This window comes from Zhongshania sp., assembly GCF_041584495.1.
GTDB lineage: Bacteria > Pseudomonadota > Gammaproteobacteria > Pseudomonadales > Spongiibacteraceae > Spongiibacter.
Window position 1 is genome coordinate 1 of record NZ_JBFHDY010000088.1, and the last position, 14,873, is coordinate 14,873.

General features: G+C 51.0%; 13 protein-coding genes. 9 read left to right on the forward strand and 4 right to left on the reverse strand.

The annotated features are described in order from the left end of the window. Positions 1–189: 189 nt before the first annotated feature. Positions 190–1,089 carry a Dyp-type peroxidase gene (locus ABYP33_RS13405; RefSeq protein ID WP_373091568.1) on the reverse strand — a complete coding sequence of 300 codons (900 nt, stop codon included), beginning with the start codon at positions 1,087–1,089 and terminating at the stop codon, positions 190–192. Between the two features lie 133 nt (positions 1,090–1,222). Here ABYP33_RS13405 and gshA point away from each other — a divergent pair, with 133 nt between their 5' ends. From gshA to phaZ, 6 genes are all read left to right on the forward strand, one after another. Beyond that, complete coding sequence (gshA, locus tag ABYP33_RS13410; RefSeq protein WP_373091570.1) at positions 1,223–2,791, forward strand: glutamate--cysteine ligase; 1,569 nt, start codon at positions 1,223–1,225, stop codon at positions 2,789–2,791. After that, complete coding sequence (locus ABYP33_RS13415) at positions 2,788–3,414, forward strand: ACP phosphodiesterase (RefSeq protein ID WP_373091572.1); 627 nt, start codon at positions 2,788–2,790, stop codon at positions 3,412–3,414. Before gshA ends, ABYP33_RS13415 begins: the two co-directional genes overlap by 4 nt. A gap of 73 nt (positions 3,415–3,487) precedes the next feature. After that, entirely contained in the window at positions 3,488–3,982 is a 495-nt protein-coding gene (locus ABYP33_RS13420) for a disulfide bond formation protein B (RefSeq protein WP_373091574.1), read from the forward strand. Then, positions 3,982–4,329 carry a CidA/LrgA family protein gene (locus ABYP33_RS13425; RefSeq protein WP_373091576.1) on the forward strand — a complete coding sequence of 116 codons (348 nt, stop codon included), beginning with the start codon at positions 3,982–3,984 and terminating at the stop codon, positions 4,327–4,329. Before ABYP33_RS13420 ends, ABYP33_RS13425 begins: the two co-directional genes overlap by 1 nt. Next, a complete protein-coding gene (locus ABYP33_RS13430) occupies positions 4,326–5,021 on the forward strand; it encodes an LrgB family protein (RefSeq protein ID WP_373091578.1) in 696 nt (231 codons plus the stop codon). The genes ABYP33_RS13425 and ABYP33_RS13430 overlap by 4 nt, the downstream gene beginning before the upstream one ends. Before the next feature lie 380 nt (positions 5,022–5,401). Beyond that, on the forward strand, positions 5,402–6,640 hold the full coding sequence (phaZ, locus tag ABYP33_RS13435) for a polyhydroxyalkanoate depolymerase (RefSeq protein ID WP_373091580.1): 1,239 nt from the start codon (positions 5,402–5,404) through the stop codon (positions 6,638–6,640). Between the two features lie 66 nt (positions 6,641–6,706). On the opposite strand, the gene ABYP33_RS13440 is transcribed toward phaZ, so the two are convergent. Beyond that, positions 6,707–8,245: a class I adenylate-forming enzyme family protein gene (locus tag ABYP33_RS13440; protein WP_373091582.1), complete on the reverse strand. Its 1,539-nt coding sequence runs from the start codon at positions 8,243–8,245 to the stop codon at positions 6,707–6,709. Positions 8,246–8,745: 500 nt separating this feature from the next. Between ABYP33_RS13440 and phbB the strand changes: the two genes are divergently transcribed. Genes phbB through ABYP33_RS13455 form a run of 3 tightly spaced genes read left to right on the forward strand, consistent with a single transcriptional unit; the run spans position 8,746 to position 11,976 of the window. Continuing rightward, positions 8,746–9,468 carry an acetoacetyl-CoA reductase gene (gene phbB, locus ABYP33_RS13445; protein WP_373091584.1) on the forward strand — a complete coding sequence of 241 codons (723 nt, stop codon included), beginning with the start codon at positions 8,746–8,748 and terminating at the stop codon, positions 9,466–9,468. A 57-nt stretch (positions 9,469–9,525) separates the two neighbouring features. Next, complete coding sequence (locus ABYP33_RS13450; RefSeq protein ID WP_373091586.1) at positions 9,526–10,329, forward strand: alpha/beta fold hydrolase; 804 nt, start codon at positions 9,526–9,528, stop codon at positions 10,327–10,329. Positions 10,330–10,332: 3 nt separating this feature from the next. Next, positions 10,333–11,976 (forward strand): PHA/PHB synthase family protein, encoded by a 1,644-nt coding sequence (locus ABYP33_RS13455; protein WP_373091588.1) that lies wholly within the window; start codon positions 10,333–10,335, stop codon positions 11,974–11,976. Positions 11,977–12,045: 69 nt separating this feature from the next. Here the strand turns inward: ABYP33_RS13455 and ABYP33_RS13460 are convergent, their stop codons facing one another. Together ABYP33_RS13460 and ABYP33_RS13465 are read right to left on the reverse strand one after the other, a co-directional pair. Next, complete coding sequence (locus ABYP33_RS13460; protein ID WP_373091590.1) at positions 12,046–12,636, reverse strand: hypothetical protein; 591 nt, start codon at positions 12,634–12,636, stop codon at positions 12,046–12,048. Between the two features lie 83 nt (positions 12,637–12,719). Beyond that, the coding region (locus tag ABYP33_RS13465) for a UvrD-helicase domain-containing protein (protein ID WP_373091592.1) at positions 12,720–14,873 on the reverse strand (2,154 nt) is incomplete at its 5' end.

Here is a 14,873-nt window from a genome sequence, read left to right on the forward strand (position 1 = left end):
CCCTTGCCGTTCGGCTAATCGTTCCCCTTGCCGGGCCGATAGTGGACTCTCACCACCAAGTCATCCAATCGCCACCACGCGGTTTGGAACAGCGCCCGTCACGGCGCTACGCGCCATGCCTGGCGCACGCAAAAAAAAGAGCGCTCATATGAGCGCTCAAATATACCTAGAGTAGGAGACTTCACATGATTAGAGGGAGCCTATTGCAGAAAGTTCAGCACGAGAGGGCGCAAACCAATAACTTCCGGTCACAGGGGTCGAGAAATCAGTCAAATGATCATATATGCCGTCACCGCTACAGCCAAACATACTGGCTAAAATACGATCAAATCGATGAATGTCGCGGCTAAATGCCAGAAAATACAAGCCATGCTGTTGCACCCCACCATAGGGCACACTGCGCCGATATAATGTTTGTGCCTCGCCATTTATTTTTACATCACTGCGACTAACATGGGAATTTTCTGGCATACGCTCGTCATCCAGCTCGATACTATCTGGTTTGGTGCGGCCAATTACCGCCTCTTGCTGGGGCTGACTCAGCGCGTGGAATCCCGCCAAATTGTGTATCCACTGCTGGCTCATGACAAAGCTGCCGCCCGCGCCCAGCTCGCCATCAGGAATCAGCGCAACCTGTTGTTGACGCCGCCCCTTAGGGTTTTCAGTACCGTCAATAAAGCCCGATAAGTCCCGGGAGTCTTTGTATAGAAAACCAATTTTCTCAAGGCTTAACGTCGCCACCGCCGCCAATGCCGCAGTCGCTGCCATCGCCGCATCGAAATTTGCACTGTGATTATTGCCATGCACCCAAAGTAAAATACTGCGCTGGGTAGCAGGTGCAATTCGCCGACCCTCGCCAATAGGGCGAAAGGGCTTAAGGGCCTCAGGCACCCCGACAGGGGCAAGCCGCCGCCAGCAATCCGCGCCAAACGCCCACACGCAATTAAGCTCGGCGTTCACCGGCAACGCAATGGCGCTAGCCAGTGCCGATCTCAGCTGCGCCTCGGTGACGCCCTCCATAAGTTGGTACTCCAAGAAGAAATGCGAGAGCGTGCCCTCAACAAAAATTCCCGCCTGCGCTTCGGCCATGCCTATCTCCCCCATCATTTATCGTTTTATCTGTATTTATGAACATGACAATCACGTCATCAACAATGCTTGTTAGTAGCTTAACGCGGATTTACACTGAGCGGCCTTTTTATGCCCCGCAGAGGATGCCATTTTGACCGCATCGATAGAACAAAGACTGGCTTTTTTTGCAGAAGAACCACGGCAGCATCTGCTGCGCCAAATCATGCGCGGCATCGAGAAGGAAAGCTTGCGCGCCAACCCAGAGGGCATGCTGGCGCAAACCGATCACCCCGCCGCGTTTGGTTCCGCGCTGTGCCACCCCTCTATTACCACCGACTTCTCTGAAGCCCTGCTCGAGTTTATCACTCCGGTCAGCGCCTCCATTGACGAAACACTTGCCGAGCTAGACGCCATTCATCGTTTTGCCAATAGTGAACTCAAGAACGAAATCATCTGGAATGCCAGCATGCCCTGCCGTTTAGGTAAAGGCGACGAGGCAATTCCCGTGGCCCGCTACGGCAGCAGCAATACCGCGACCATGAAAACCCGCTATCGCTTGGGACTAGGCCACCGCTACGGTCGCAAAATGCAGACCATTGCGGGCATTCACTACAACTTCTCACTGCCTAAGTCGCTGTGGGCTGGGCTGCATGCCGCCGATGGCAGCGAATTGCCGCTGGAAACATATATCACCAATAGCTATTTCGGTATTATCCGCAATTTTCGCCGCTACGCATGGCTACTGGTGTATTTGTTTGGCGCCGCGCCAGCAGTTTCTCGCTGTTTTTTAAATGGTCGCCCCCACCAGCTTGAAGCCTGTGGCGAGTACACCCTTTATGGCCCTCACGCCACGTCGCTGCGCATGGGCGATTTGGGCTACCAAAGCGATGCTCAGCAAAATCTCAATATTTGCTACAACCACCTCGATTTTTACGTGGAAACCCTGCGCACAGGCATTACCACTTCTCACCCAGACTACGAAAAAATTCCCAAGGATGAGCAGTTATCCAGTGGTTTGCTGCAAATAGAAAATGAGTTTTACAGCCCCATTCGCCCCAAACGCGTCACCCGAAGTGGTGAGATCCCAATAGGCGCACTGCGCCGCGCCGGGGTAGAATATATTGAAGTGCGCTGCTTGGACGTCAACCCCATGCTGCCACTGGGCATAAACGCGGAGCAAATTCGCTTTATCGACGCCTTCTTACTGTTCTGTTTATACCAAGACAGCCCACCTTGCGACGACGATAGCAACGCCGAAATCAGCGCAAATCTATTAGAGGTGGTCAACCGTGGCCGGGAACCTGGCCTGCAATTGAAGCAACACGACCAGCCCCGCGCCCTTAAAGATTGGGCCGAGGAACTTATCGGCGGCATCAATAAAATTGCCGCGCAATTAGACACCGCCCATCGCAGCTCAGACTACAGCGCCAGCTGCGCTCAGCAACTAGCCAAAATCCAGGACACAACACTGACGCCCTCTGCCCAGATAGTAGCGGAGCTGGAGAACGGCGTAGAATCGTATTATCACTATGCCATGATCCAGTCTCAGCTCCATGCCAAGCACTTTCGCGAACGCGGTTTACGCTCAGTGGAAGTCGCTCGTTTCAAACGGCTGCAAGAAGCATCTTTTGCTGCCCAGGCCAAGATCGAGGCTGAGCAGGCCGGTGAGGATTTTGACGAATACCTCGCCCGCTTTTACGAGCAATACCAAGGACTGTGAATTACCTCGCCCATTTTCTGCTCGCCGAACAAGTTGCACAACGCTGTAACTTAGAGGCAAAAGGCCTATTAGTAGGGGGCTTATTAGGCGATTTTGTTAAAGGCCCCCTGCGCGGTGACTACCCCAGCGCTTGGGAGGTCGGCATTCGCCTGCATCGGCGCATTGATGCGCTAACCGACAGCCACCCTTTGGTTGGTCAATGCCTGCAGGCGCTGCCGCCAAGTTACCGCCGCTATGGTGGCATTATGTTAGACGTGTGTTTTGATCACTGTTTAAGTGTGAACTGGCTGCGCTTTCACCACCAAGACCTGAAAGAATTTAACGCCCAGAGCTATCGCAGTCTGCTCGAACGCTGCGACAATTACCCAGGCCCCGCTAAACGCCAGATCCGAGTGCTGGCCCAATACGATGTACTGAGTAATTTGGGCAACTGGCATACAATAGAAGCCATGCTTGGGCGTATCGGCCAACGGGTAAAGCGCGAGAATCCACTGGGCCACTGCGGGCCGGAGCTCGCGAAGGTACTGCCGTTGATAAACCAACAATTCGCGATGTTATACCCAAATTTAATCGCCCAATTATGTGATGAATTCACCCAGAAACTCGATCTAATGCCACACTAAAGCACGCGACCAAGGTCGGACTTGTCTGTTTTTAGATAATCCCCTACTGTATGGCGCTCACGGAGAGACTCAAATGGCACTCACATCCCGCTGGATTTACGCTTTTATTGTATCGTGCTGCTGCGCCCTGCTGGGCTATGCCCTGTATACTCAATATTTCGACGGCCTGCACCCCTGCCCACTGTGTATAACCCAGCGCGCATTTTTTGTACTTACCGCACTGGCCGCCTTCGCTGCGCTGCTGATTCACCCCCAGCAAAAAGGCCGTTACCTCAGTGCCGGTCTAATGGTGTTGTTCACCTCGCTTGGTGGCGCCGTGGCGTATCGGCAAGTCTGGCTACAAGGTCTACCCGCCGACCAAGCGCCCGCCTGCGGCCCTAGCCTCGAATATATGTTTGCCAATTTGCCGTTTGGCGAAGCCTTTAGCACCCTCATGATTGGCGACGGCAATTGCGCCGAAATCGTGTGGACACTGTTTGGCTTAAGTATGCCGAACTGGTCGCTGCTTGCCTTTATTACCTTAGGCCTTTGTGCCATTGCCAGCGCGCTACCCATGGTTAAGCGCTGATGCTAGCAGGCTTTTTAACGCTGCTCGGCTGCCAACTGGCCGGGGAGTTTATGCAGCGCGCGCTAGACCTACCCCTGCCTGGCCCAGTGATCGGCATGCTATTGCTGTTTTGTGGCCTGTGCATACGCGGCAGCGTGCCCAAGGACTTAGAGAGTGGCAGCCAAAAGCTAATCGAATTACTGCCTTTATTATTAATGGCACCGGCGGCAGGCGTCTTCTTTTTAGGCGCAGGTTTTGCCGATCAGTGGCCGGCCTTTATCGCCGCAGTCAGCCTTGGCACTGTTTGCACCTTGGTATTTTGCGGACTGTTGATTCGCTTTTTACAGCGTCGAAATAGCCATTTATGAGCGATTTACTCCACGGCCCACTGTTTGCCATTACGCTGACTTTACTCGCCTACCAGGGCGCCATGTTTCTGTACCTGGGCAGTGGCCGGGCCGCGATTTTGCACCCCACTATTAGCGGCGCGAGCTTCATCGCCCTCGCTCTAATACTACTAGGCAAGGACTACCACGCCTATTACCACAACATTGACTGGCTGACTTTTTTACTGGGGCCAGCCACCGTCGCGCTGGCGGTGCCCCTTTATCGGCAATTGCATTTGCTCCGCAATATGGCTGGACCGCTACTGATCACAGTCACTGTTGGCGCTATTTTTGCGTCTGCATCAGCCTTAATCTTAGCGTGGCTGTTTGGCGCCAATCAAAGCACCTTGCTGTCCCTAACAACCAAGTCCATTACCACCCCAATCGCGATAGCCGTTACCCAAGACATTGGCGGTATTACCACGATCGCAGTAGCCTCAGTTATTTTGACCGGCGTGGTGGGGATCACCACCATCACCTGGTTATTTACTAAATTAGATATTCAGGATGATCGACTTTGGGGCTTTTGTCTGGGCTTGGCCGCGCACGCCATTGGCACCTCTCGGGCCTTTGAGCGCAGCCCTGTGGCCGGAGCTTTCTCTAGCTTGGCGCTGTGCCTAACTGGTGCGTTTACGGCGGTGTTTGTGCCGTTTGCGGCGCGCTGGATTTTTTAGATCGCCTCACTCCAACGCCTAAGTCTTTGAATTCCTGAATGCTTTAACAGAAATCTGAATAGCATTCACTAATTAAAAAACCAAATCTCCGCGCCCAAAAAGCTCGCAAATATTCGACTCATTTAAGTGCAAAAAAACCCATTTCCAAATTAATTTTTATGACAATATTGGTGCACTTTTATTTAAAAAATAATATTTTTTTAAATTACTTGGCCCAAGCCAATTAATTTGTGCATACTAAAATAGCGAATGCAATTTATAGCCGCGACGTCAGCAAAGGGGCTCCGGCATATAGAATTCACCCAATTACATTATTTGTCATGATGCGCTACCAACTTCAGTCCAAACTGAGGTAAACCCGCCGTGGCAAGGAGACAGCAATGAGATACCATATCGCCGATGCGACCAATCAAAGCTTAAACACCATTGCCATTGGCTTATCGAAAGTAAAAACCGTTGTCGATGCCGAGTGGAATCCAGTGCGCCAATCTAAGCTCGGGCGCTTCCAGAGTGCCTTACTCGATACAGGTATTCGCGTGTTGCAGCACTACCCTAAAAAAGGTTGGGACTACGACGACGTTATTATCGACTCCCGCGCCTACCCCGTAGCCGAGTCCATTGAATTAGAATTGCCCTTTTGCAAACTGATGAAGTTCCGTCGCCAGGGCTTACCAAAAACCGCACCACGGGTCATATTTGTGGCGGCCTTATCCGGCCATCACGCCACCTTGTCCCGCGAAACTTTTGAAGAGTTTCTGCCGGAACACGAAGTCTATGTAACTGACTGGACCGATGCACGCTTGGTGCCAGTGGAAGAGGGCCGCTTCGGCTTTGAAGAGTATATTGCTTATTTAATTGAATTCATGGAAAAACTGGGACCAGGCACGCACATGGTTGGCCTTTGCCAGGCCGGTATTCCCGGCTTAGTAACCGCCTCAATCATGTCCGCGCAGGAAAATCCTGCACGGCCAGCATCCATGTCCTTTTTAGGCAGCCCCATGGATATACGAGTCAACCCAGGCCTGATTAGTAAGGTGTCGAGTTTTATTACCCCCGGCATGCTTAGCCTCACCGCCATTCATAAGGTGCCCTCCCGCTACCCTGGCCGCGGCCGCTCGGTTTACCCTGGCATGGTGCAGCTCAGCAATTTTATGACCATGAGCATTCGCTCACATATAGAAAGTCACAAACGCTATTTACGAGATATTTACCACGGCAATTTTGAGAGCGCAAACAAGATTCGCGACTTTTACGACGAGTACTTTAGCCTGCTAGATACCACTGCTGAGTTTTATCTTGAAACCCTAGAACGGGTTTTTATTGACCAAGAACTACCCAAAGGCATTATGCGCTACAAGGGAGCCAAGGTGAATTGCGCCCATATCCAAGACATACCGCTATTTACCGTCGAGGGTGCAAAAGACAATATGGTGGTTCCTGGCCAGTGTCAGGCCGCCGCTGACTTTTGTGTGAATTTGCCTGAGGCCATGAAAGAGCATCACCTCCAAGAGGGCGTGGGTCACTACGGCGTGTTTAGTGGCGGCCATTATCGCGAGAGCATCGCGCCTAAGGTTAAGGCATTTATCGGAAAATACCACACCGCCGTGAAGCATGCATAAATCCAGCATAGCTAATGCGCGCCTGGGAGAATTTTCACCCCAAGCGCGCTATCTCTCTTAATACCCTCAAATAAGTTTTTCCAAAAGATGGCGCTGAATCTTGCCCGTGGTTGAGCGGGGCAGCTCCTCATCCTTAATAAAGCGTATCTGTTTTGGCATTTTATAGCTGGCCAGTGAGCTGCGGCATAATGCCACGACCTCAGCCTCGCTAACGGTCTCGTCGCGGCACACCAAAAACACTACGGGAACTTCACCCCACTTCGCATCAACTTTGCGCACCACCACTGCCGTTTCAATACGGGTATCCGTCAGAATTACGGTTTCGATCTCGGCGGGGTAAATATTCTCGCCGCCCGATTTAATCATGTATTTAACGCGGTCCACATAGTCCAAGCTTCCGTCAATATTGCGGCGCAAGACATCACCCATATGAAATCGACCACCGCGAAAATCTTGGCGATTGGTGTCATCATTATTCCAGTAACCGCTAAACAAGGTTGGGCCAGAGAGGGATACTTCACCAGGTTGACCAACCGCGACCTCTCGGCCTTCGGGGTCTACTAAGCGCAAATCACAGAATGGCGTTTGCGCTTTAGACAAACTGTCTGGCACCACCCCAATGACAATATTGCCACCAGTTGCCGGTGCCAAGCCCGTTTCAGTCGCGCCAAAACTATTGAGAAAAGGGGCTTGCAGCAAAGTAGTTGCGGCGCCTATTTCCTCGCGAGGAATAAGGTCTGCCATGGCGCCAATGACTTTAATGCCCTTCACCTTGAACGGCCGCGCCTGCAAGCGTGCAACAAAATCGCCCACCATACCGGGCACCAACACCAACCACGTGATCTTAATACGCTCAATTAACTCAATAAGCCGATCTGGCTGATAGCCGTCGAGGCACCACACCGTGCCGCCACGCAGCAACGTCGCTAAGCCATGATCCGTCGACACCATGTGGTACATCGGCGTCCACGCCACAAAATTATCTTCATCAGGGGTGGCAAATAAAACATGAAACACCATCGACCGAGCAATAATAGCGCGGTGACTAACGAGTGCGCCCTTGGGCAAACCCGTGGTACCACTGGTATACAAAATCAGTAAGCCAGCCTCAGGGTCTAGTGCTGGCAAAGTAAAGCTATTTGAGTAGTCCTTAAGCAATTCAATGCAGTCGTCACTGATCACTACCTGCTTGGCACTGGTAATCCCAAGGCCAGTTAAGCGCTCAACCATATCAACACCGACCACAATCAACTTGGGCTGCACTAGATTGGTGCAGTTCTGGAGCTCCTCATCGCTTAGCCGCCAATTCAGTGCAGCTAATATAAGGCCATATTTCGCGGCTGCCAGCTCCAACTCAAAATATTCTGCACAGTTTCCGAGCATAACGGCCACCCGATCTCCCTGCACAAGCGCGTTGCCGGCAAATAAATTAGCCCACTGGTTGCTGCGTGCATCTAATTGTCGATAACTGTATTGCCGATTGCCATCACACAACGCAATTCGATCTGGAACAGCCGCAGCAATACTGCAAAACAAGCCCGCCACATTGGCTTTTGCCGCACTGCGAACAAGATCCAAGGGCTGGTAGCAACTATTAATGTCCATATTTGATGTCCTAATCATTGATCCCAATAAACCTGCCAATATAGTCTTTTTGATTTAAACGACTTCACTTCGGATAAGCAATAGTGCATCCTCATAACCCTGTAAACAATCTGAAATATTAAGAGAGTATCTTCTGTAACGCCGCTAATTAGCAGTGGTTAGTTTCGCAAATGTATCGTTCATTTGAACCTAGCATTTATAAAGCTTCATATCGTGCCATTTTTAATAATGGCACCTCAAATAATAGGCGGATAAATTTTACAAAACCCTAGCAAGAAAAATATTTACACGCCACTCAATCTGTCTTGGCTTGCTTCTTGCTGCGCAGTTACGCGGCGTGCTACTGAAAATTTTTTAGGCAATGGCGCAGCAACAAATCATCTCATTGGATTGTTTTTGCAAACACCAGCGTGGCTGCCTAGGCGATTGGATTAAACCAGATCGCGCAAAGCGTAAACTTATAATGAATTTAAAATGTGTACTGCAATAAGGAAATTAACATGGCAAAAGTTGCATTAGTAACCGGTGGAATTAGAGGAATTGGCGAGGCGATTTCTATCGCATTACGTGACGCGGGCTATATTGTCGCGGCCAATTACAGCAGCAGCGACGAACGCGCTAGAGAATTTAGCGAACGTACTGGCATCGCCATTTATAAATTCGATGTTTCTGATTTTAATGAAGTCGCTGAAAACATTGCCAGTATCGTTGAAACACTGGGACCAATCGACGTACTGGTAAACAATGCGGGCATAACCCGTGATACCACCATGCACAAAATGACACCCGAGCAATGGCACGCGGTCATCAATACTGATCTCGGCGCCTGCTTCAATACCTGCCGCAACGTAATTGAAAGTATGCGCGACCGCAAATACGGCCGCATTATTAATATCGGCTCCCTCAACGGCCAGGCTGGCGAGTACGGTCAAGTCAATTACGCCGCAGCCAAATCCGGCATACACGGTTTTAACAAAGCCTTAGCGCTGGAAAGCGCTAAGTATGGCATTACCGTTAACGCGATTGCTCCTGGTATTATCGATACTGATATGCTGCGCGCTGTACCAGAAAATATTCTCGATAAGCTAGTCGCTAAAGTGCCCGTAGGGCGTCCCGGAAAACCTGAAGAAATCGCCCGGGCCGTGGTTTTTCTCGCTGCGGAAGAAGCCAGCTTTATTACCGGCTGCACGCTGTCGATTAACGGTGGCCAACACATGTATTAAAGAGGGCTTAAATTCTACTGCTATATGGCAAACCGGTCGCTGCAATAAGTGAGTTTTATGGACAATGAATATGAGCATGGCAAGCAAATCACCTTGGGCCGAGACCGGCTATTTTTAAAAATAGAACAAGGTGACGACGACTTACCGCCGCTACTCATCTGCAACGGCCTCGCTACCGAACTCAGCATCCTCGACGCTATCGTTAAGTCTCTGCAAGGTAGCACGGTAATTCGTTTCGACCCACCCGGTATCGGTGGCTCAAAATCACGGTTGACGCCATACCATATTACTTGCTTAGCCCGCACAATTATCACCATGTTAGATCGCCTAGGTCACGCGCAAGTCGATGTCTTCGGTATTTCATGGGGTGGAACTTTAGCCCAGGAATTAGCACTGCGCTTCCCCGACCGTATTCGCCGCGTGATATTGGCGGCTACCACCATGGGCATAGCGGTTGTTCCCGGCATTCCTGGCCTTAGAGCACTGACACGCCACCCGCTCAGCTGTATTCGCCTTAACATGGTTGGCCTTTACACTGGGGTTTTGTATGGTGGCGACCTGCGGCGCCGCGATGCCAAGGTAGGTCGTTATTTGCGCTTTATGCAAGTAGATCCGCTTTCCTATTGTTGGCAGGCATTGGCACTAAGTGGCTGGACCAGCATTCATCGTCTACACCGCCTTAAGCACCCAGTGCTTATTATGGCGGGGCGAGACGATCCCATTATTCCACTTATCAATGCCCGTATTATGCGGGCGATCATTCCCAAGGCTAATTTACAAACTTACGATTGCGGACATTTATTTCCCTTCACCAGAACCGAATTGGTGGCAAAAAATATAACCGCGTTTAGGAGCACTTAAATAATGAATAACAAGCACAAGCTTGATGTTAGCCAAGCTGATTCCGACCCCACAAAAGCCGCAGCCCAAAACCTTGCGGGCTTAATCAGCCATTATTTAAATTTTACCATGCTGCGCCAGCAGGGCCTTCAGTTAGCGAAAGAAGAATTCAAGATACTTAAAGGCGAATCTGAACTCCAGTTTGGTCGCGACCCACGCTTTAGCGACGAGTCCTGGCATAACAACAAGGTCTTTAACCGCCTTGGGCAGAGTTATTTGGCGTTTTGCCAAGCTGTTGACGGGCTACTAGAAAATGAAACGGGCAATTGGCTAGATCAAGAACGTGTTAAGTTTACCGCCGAATTAGTAAAAGCCACCTTATCGCCAAGCAATTTAATTTTAAGTAATCCAGCGGCCTTAAAGCACGCTAAAAATACCCGTGGCAAAAGTCTTGTACGCGGCCTTAGGAACTTTTTCGACGATTTAAAAAACAACGGTGGCGTACCCTCTTCAGTCGACCGAAGCGCTTATGAAGTTGGCGGCAATCTAGCGCTGTCTAAGGGCGCGGTGATCTACCGCAATGAGCACTTAGAAGTCATTCAATATCAAGCGCAAACTCCGCAGGTATATCGCATTCCTGTATTGATGATGACGCCACAGATCAACCGTTATTATTTTCTCGACCTCGCGCCTGGACGCAGCATGGTCGAATATATGTTATCGCAAGGTTACCAAGTGTTTATGGTGAGCTGGCGCAACCCCACTGCTAAAGACAGTGCCTGGAATCTAGGCAATTACTGCCACGCCCTCAGCGGCGCAATTGATGCTGTCGCCCAAATTTGTGGCGTTAAAAAAATAAATACTTTTGGCTTTTGCGCCGGTGGCATCACCATGTCGGCCTTGCTATCGTATATGCAGTCAAAGAACAAAGCACATAAGATAAATGCCATTAGTTACGCGGTGACCTTGCTGGATTTTTCAAAGCCCGCCATGATCGGTATTTTCCGCGCCGACACCTTGTTAAGTGCGGCCAAAATGCTGTCACGTAAAAAAGGCGTACTCGACGGCAAAGTCCTTTCAAATATGTTCTCGCTGCTGCGCCCCAATGATTTGGTATTTAATTACTGGGTGAACAATTATTTAATGGGCAACCCGCCACCGAATTTTGACATTCTGGCCTGGAATGCCGACAGCACTGATTTACCGGCGGGCTTGCACGACGATTTTTTAAGCATCTTAGAATCCAATGCCTTGGTTCGCGGCGGCGCCTTCTCAGTATTAGACACACCACTCGACATGGCCACAGTTACCCAAGACGCCTTTGTACTCGGCGCAGTGAATGACCACCTAACCCCTTGGACCGGCTGCTATCAAACTACCCAATTATTAGGCGGGAACTGCGAATTTGTGTTGAGCAGTGCGGGCCATATTGCGGCACTGGTCAATCCCCCAAGCAACCCTAAATCGCAGTATTGGACTGGCCCAACACCGGGGCCCGATGCCGATGCCTGGCGCGCTGCCGCACACCCAAATACCGGTTCATGGTGGGAGGCTTGGGCCCAGTGGGCAAGTAGCCGCTCAGGTGACAAGCGCCGCGCCAAGACCAGTTTAGGTAGCAAAAAATACCCCGCACTGGAAGCAGCACCAGGCAAGTATGTTTTTGAATAACAAGGACTCATAAGTGCTTAGCCCAGCAACGCGAACGGCGCTAAGCCAATTGGGAGGCCCGAATTTCACTTAATAACTAAACGTCAACGGCTCGTTACTTTCGCTTTTAACATTGAGGGGAAGGCGAAAATCTGCTGGCATTTTTTTCACCGTGTACACGTGCTCACGGTTAACATGCTTATAGCTAAAGTAGGTGTCATTAAGCAATTGAATGGTATAAGCATCATAATGATCTGCCTTGGTTGGGTCGGCCGGTTTCATCCCTTCTATGGTGACCCAGCCCCTAAAAATGCGGAAATAAGTACCGCCAGAAACGCCCCAAAAGCCCACTTCCGACTGAGTGCGGACGTCACCATTTTTAGCGGTAAAACGGAAATCAACCCGGTAAGTGCCATCTGCCGAGCGCTCTGTTAGCCATTCTTTTTGGCCGCCATTATTGGTTTTACGAATGCCATACCACTTGCCGAGTAACATAGTACGACTATTACTGGTCACAATCTTCGGCGTCGGTGTAGGCGCGTCCGCTTGGGCCTCCTCATCAATCGCCTGAACATGGCTTTCTAGATTAATCGGGATCGGCACAGTTTGTTTATTGGTTTTAAACTGACTGCAGCCTACCAGCAATACCGACAGTACCCCGAAATAAAGCGCTTGTTTCATGTAAAACCATTCCCAAATACGAGAGCTATACAGCTACTAAAATAATCAATTAAAACCTACGCCCTATGGGCTTAGCCAAACGCTTAAATGTCGTCCAGCACCAGCAAACGCTGATGTGCTGGGAAATACAGTGCCGTCGAGATCGCGCATTCTACCCCAGTTGCGCGTAAAGCTTGTGCATAAATTCGCATTTTTGCACTATATCTTTCCGCTTGTGCCTCTAAAAACGCATCAACACTGTCACGGCTCCTGGCGGTTTTATAATCCACAATCCAGCAGCGCTCCTGATCAATGAATACGCGGTCTAAAATCAACGTTTGCCACTGCCCTGCGAGCATGCGGCGAATAGTCTGTTCGCTGTCTTGCCACTGGTAGCTCGCGAGTATCCATTGGCCCTTGGCGCAGCTGAGGGTATTGCTTAATAAACTCAGCACCCGCTCGACGCTATCTTGTATCGCCGGTTCGGGGTGGCAGTGATGACGCAGACGTTGAATTACCCCCTGCCGTAAACGACTTTCATCTGCCGCCCAGCTCGCGCTATCGCCACCGCGACCAAGCCGCTCCATCAGTTCATGAAACACAATGCCGACTGCGCGATCCTCAATATTGTCTTCCAACACCGCATTTTCAGTTTGGCGCTGAGCGCGTTGCAAAGGCGATACCACCGGTTCCGGCGGCTGCCACGCAGGGCTAAGGTCTACGTCGTAATCCCGCAACCGCGGTGCCAAAGGAACCCGCATTGGCGCAACATCGTCGTCTTGCTCAATAAGCTCGGCCTGCTCAAAAGCCTCTCCAACGCTGTCCCACAGCCTTGCCAACACGCTACCGGATTTGGGCGCAACATCGCCTTTGCTATTTATTTGGCAAACCCCAAATAGATGTAGCTCACGCTTGGCGCGGGTCAAGGCCACATAGATTAGCCTGTCCATTTCCTCGTCGAGGGCCCGACGCTGACTTTCACTCATATAGTTATAGAGTTTGTCTGCCGCTTTTTCACTGTTATTGCGCTGGGGCTTGGGCGCAAAAATCATATGGCCGCGCAGCCGCTGCCACGCCAAGAGCTCACGATCCGCATTGCGGCCCGCTGCGCCAAGCCCTGGCAGGATAACAACGTCGAATTCCAAGCCCTTGGATTTATGCACCGTCATTAATTCAATATGACTACTGGGCGGGGCGGCGTATAAACGCTCAAGTGCACGTTCAAGCCCCTGAATATCTTCAAGCAACCCCGCAGGCGCGTATTCATCTAAAAGCCGCAGCACCCGATCAATATCGCTTTGCTGATGCGCTTCAATGCAGACTGGGCCACCCAATAAATGCCAGGCACTGCGCAGCGCCCAGCGTAAATCCCGGCTCTCTGGACAACTATCCAACCATTGTAAAGTGCGGCGCAAGCGATTGACCGTGAACTGGCCATCGGCGCTGAGCTGAGTGCTTAATGCCTCGTCCATAATCGCGTCGCGGAGAAGGACTGGGGCTTCACGCAAGTGCAGCAGGTCGTCCCAGCTCAAACCAACAAAGGGTGCCCGTAATACGCTGGCCCAGGCTACATCATCAGCCTCGTGCCACAACGCCCGCAGCAGTGCCATAAAGTCCATCACTGCAGGTGTAGCTCCCAGGCTGTCGATATCCTGACCAGAAAATCCCAGACCCGCCGCTTTAAGCGCCGGAATAATATGTTTTAAATGGCTGCGACTACGAATAAGAATTGCCACCGATGAGACCTTGCCCGCCTCTGCATCGCGGACCTGCAAGTCCAGCAGGTAGTCTGCAATTTGCTTGGCCTCGGCGAAGGCTACACCCGCTTTAGCGTCAACACGCTTGGCTAAAACTTGGGGGTGAATTTTTACCACACCGGGATTGCTGCGCTGGGGCAGCGCCGCTTCGTAGTGCCGGCCACGGTCGGTAAACAAAATTTTAAAGGCGCCATTCACCCAGTTAACCAAGTCAGGCGAGGAGCGAAAATTAGCTTTAAGTTGTAAGGGCACAAGAGTTTTTCCGGCAAAGCTACCACGCTGCATAAGTTCGTCAAACAAACTTACCAAGCTCCCCCGAAATGCATAGATGGATTGCTGTAAATCCCCGCAGAAAAACACGCTGCGGCCATCATCATCTTCCCAGCCCTGGCACAAGGCCTCGAGCAATTCGATTTGGCTCACCGAGGTGTCTTGCATCTCGTCCACCAAAATATGACGAACCCGATCCTCCACCAATAGTGCATCGCCAATGGCTTCGCC

Bases quoted from the DNA above. Each gene is read 5' to 3' on its own strand.
- ABYP33_RS13405 (WP_373091568.1), bottom strand. From the start codon at position 1,089: ATGGCCGAAGCGCAGGCGGGAATTTTTGTTGAGGGCACGCTCTCGCAT.
- ABYP33_RS13420 (WP_373091574.1), top strand. From the start codon at position 3,488: ATGGCACTCACATCCCGCTGGATTTACGCTTTTATTGTATCGTGCTGC.
- ABYP33_RS13425 (WP_373091576.1), top strand. From the start codon at position 3,982: ATGCTAGCAGGCTTTTTAACGCTGCTCGGCTGCCAACTGGCCGGGGAG.
- ABYP33_RS13430 (WP_373091578.1), top strand. From the start codon at position 4,326: ATGAGCGATTTACTCCACGGCCCACTGTTTGCCATTACGCTGACTTTA.
- phaZ (WP_373091580.1), top strand. From the start codon at position 5,402: ATGAGATACCATATCGCCGATGCGACCAATCAAAGCTTAAACACCATT.
- ABYP33_RS13440 (WP_373091582.1), bottom strand. From the start codon at position 8,245: ATGGACATTAATAGTTGCTACCAGCCCTTGGATCTTGTTCGCAGTGCG.
- phbB (WP_373091584.1), top strand. From the start codon at position 8,746: ATGGCAAAAGTTGCATTAGTAACCGGTGGAATTAGAGGAATTGGCGAG.
- ABYP33_RS13450 (WP_373091586.1), top strand. From the start codon at position 9,526: ATGGACAATGAATATGAGCATGGCAAGCAAATCACCTTGGGCCGAGAC.
- ABYP33_RS13455 (WP_373091588.1), top strand. From the start codon at position 10,333: ATGAATAACAAGCACAAGCTTGATGTTAGCCAAGCTGATTCCGACCCC.
- ABYP33_RS13460 (WP_373091590.1), bottom strand. From the start codon at position 12,636: ATGAAACAAGCGCTTTATTTCGGGGTACTGTCGGTATTGCTGGTAGGC.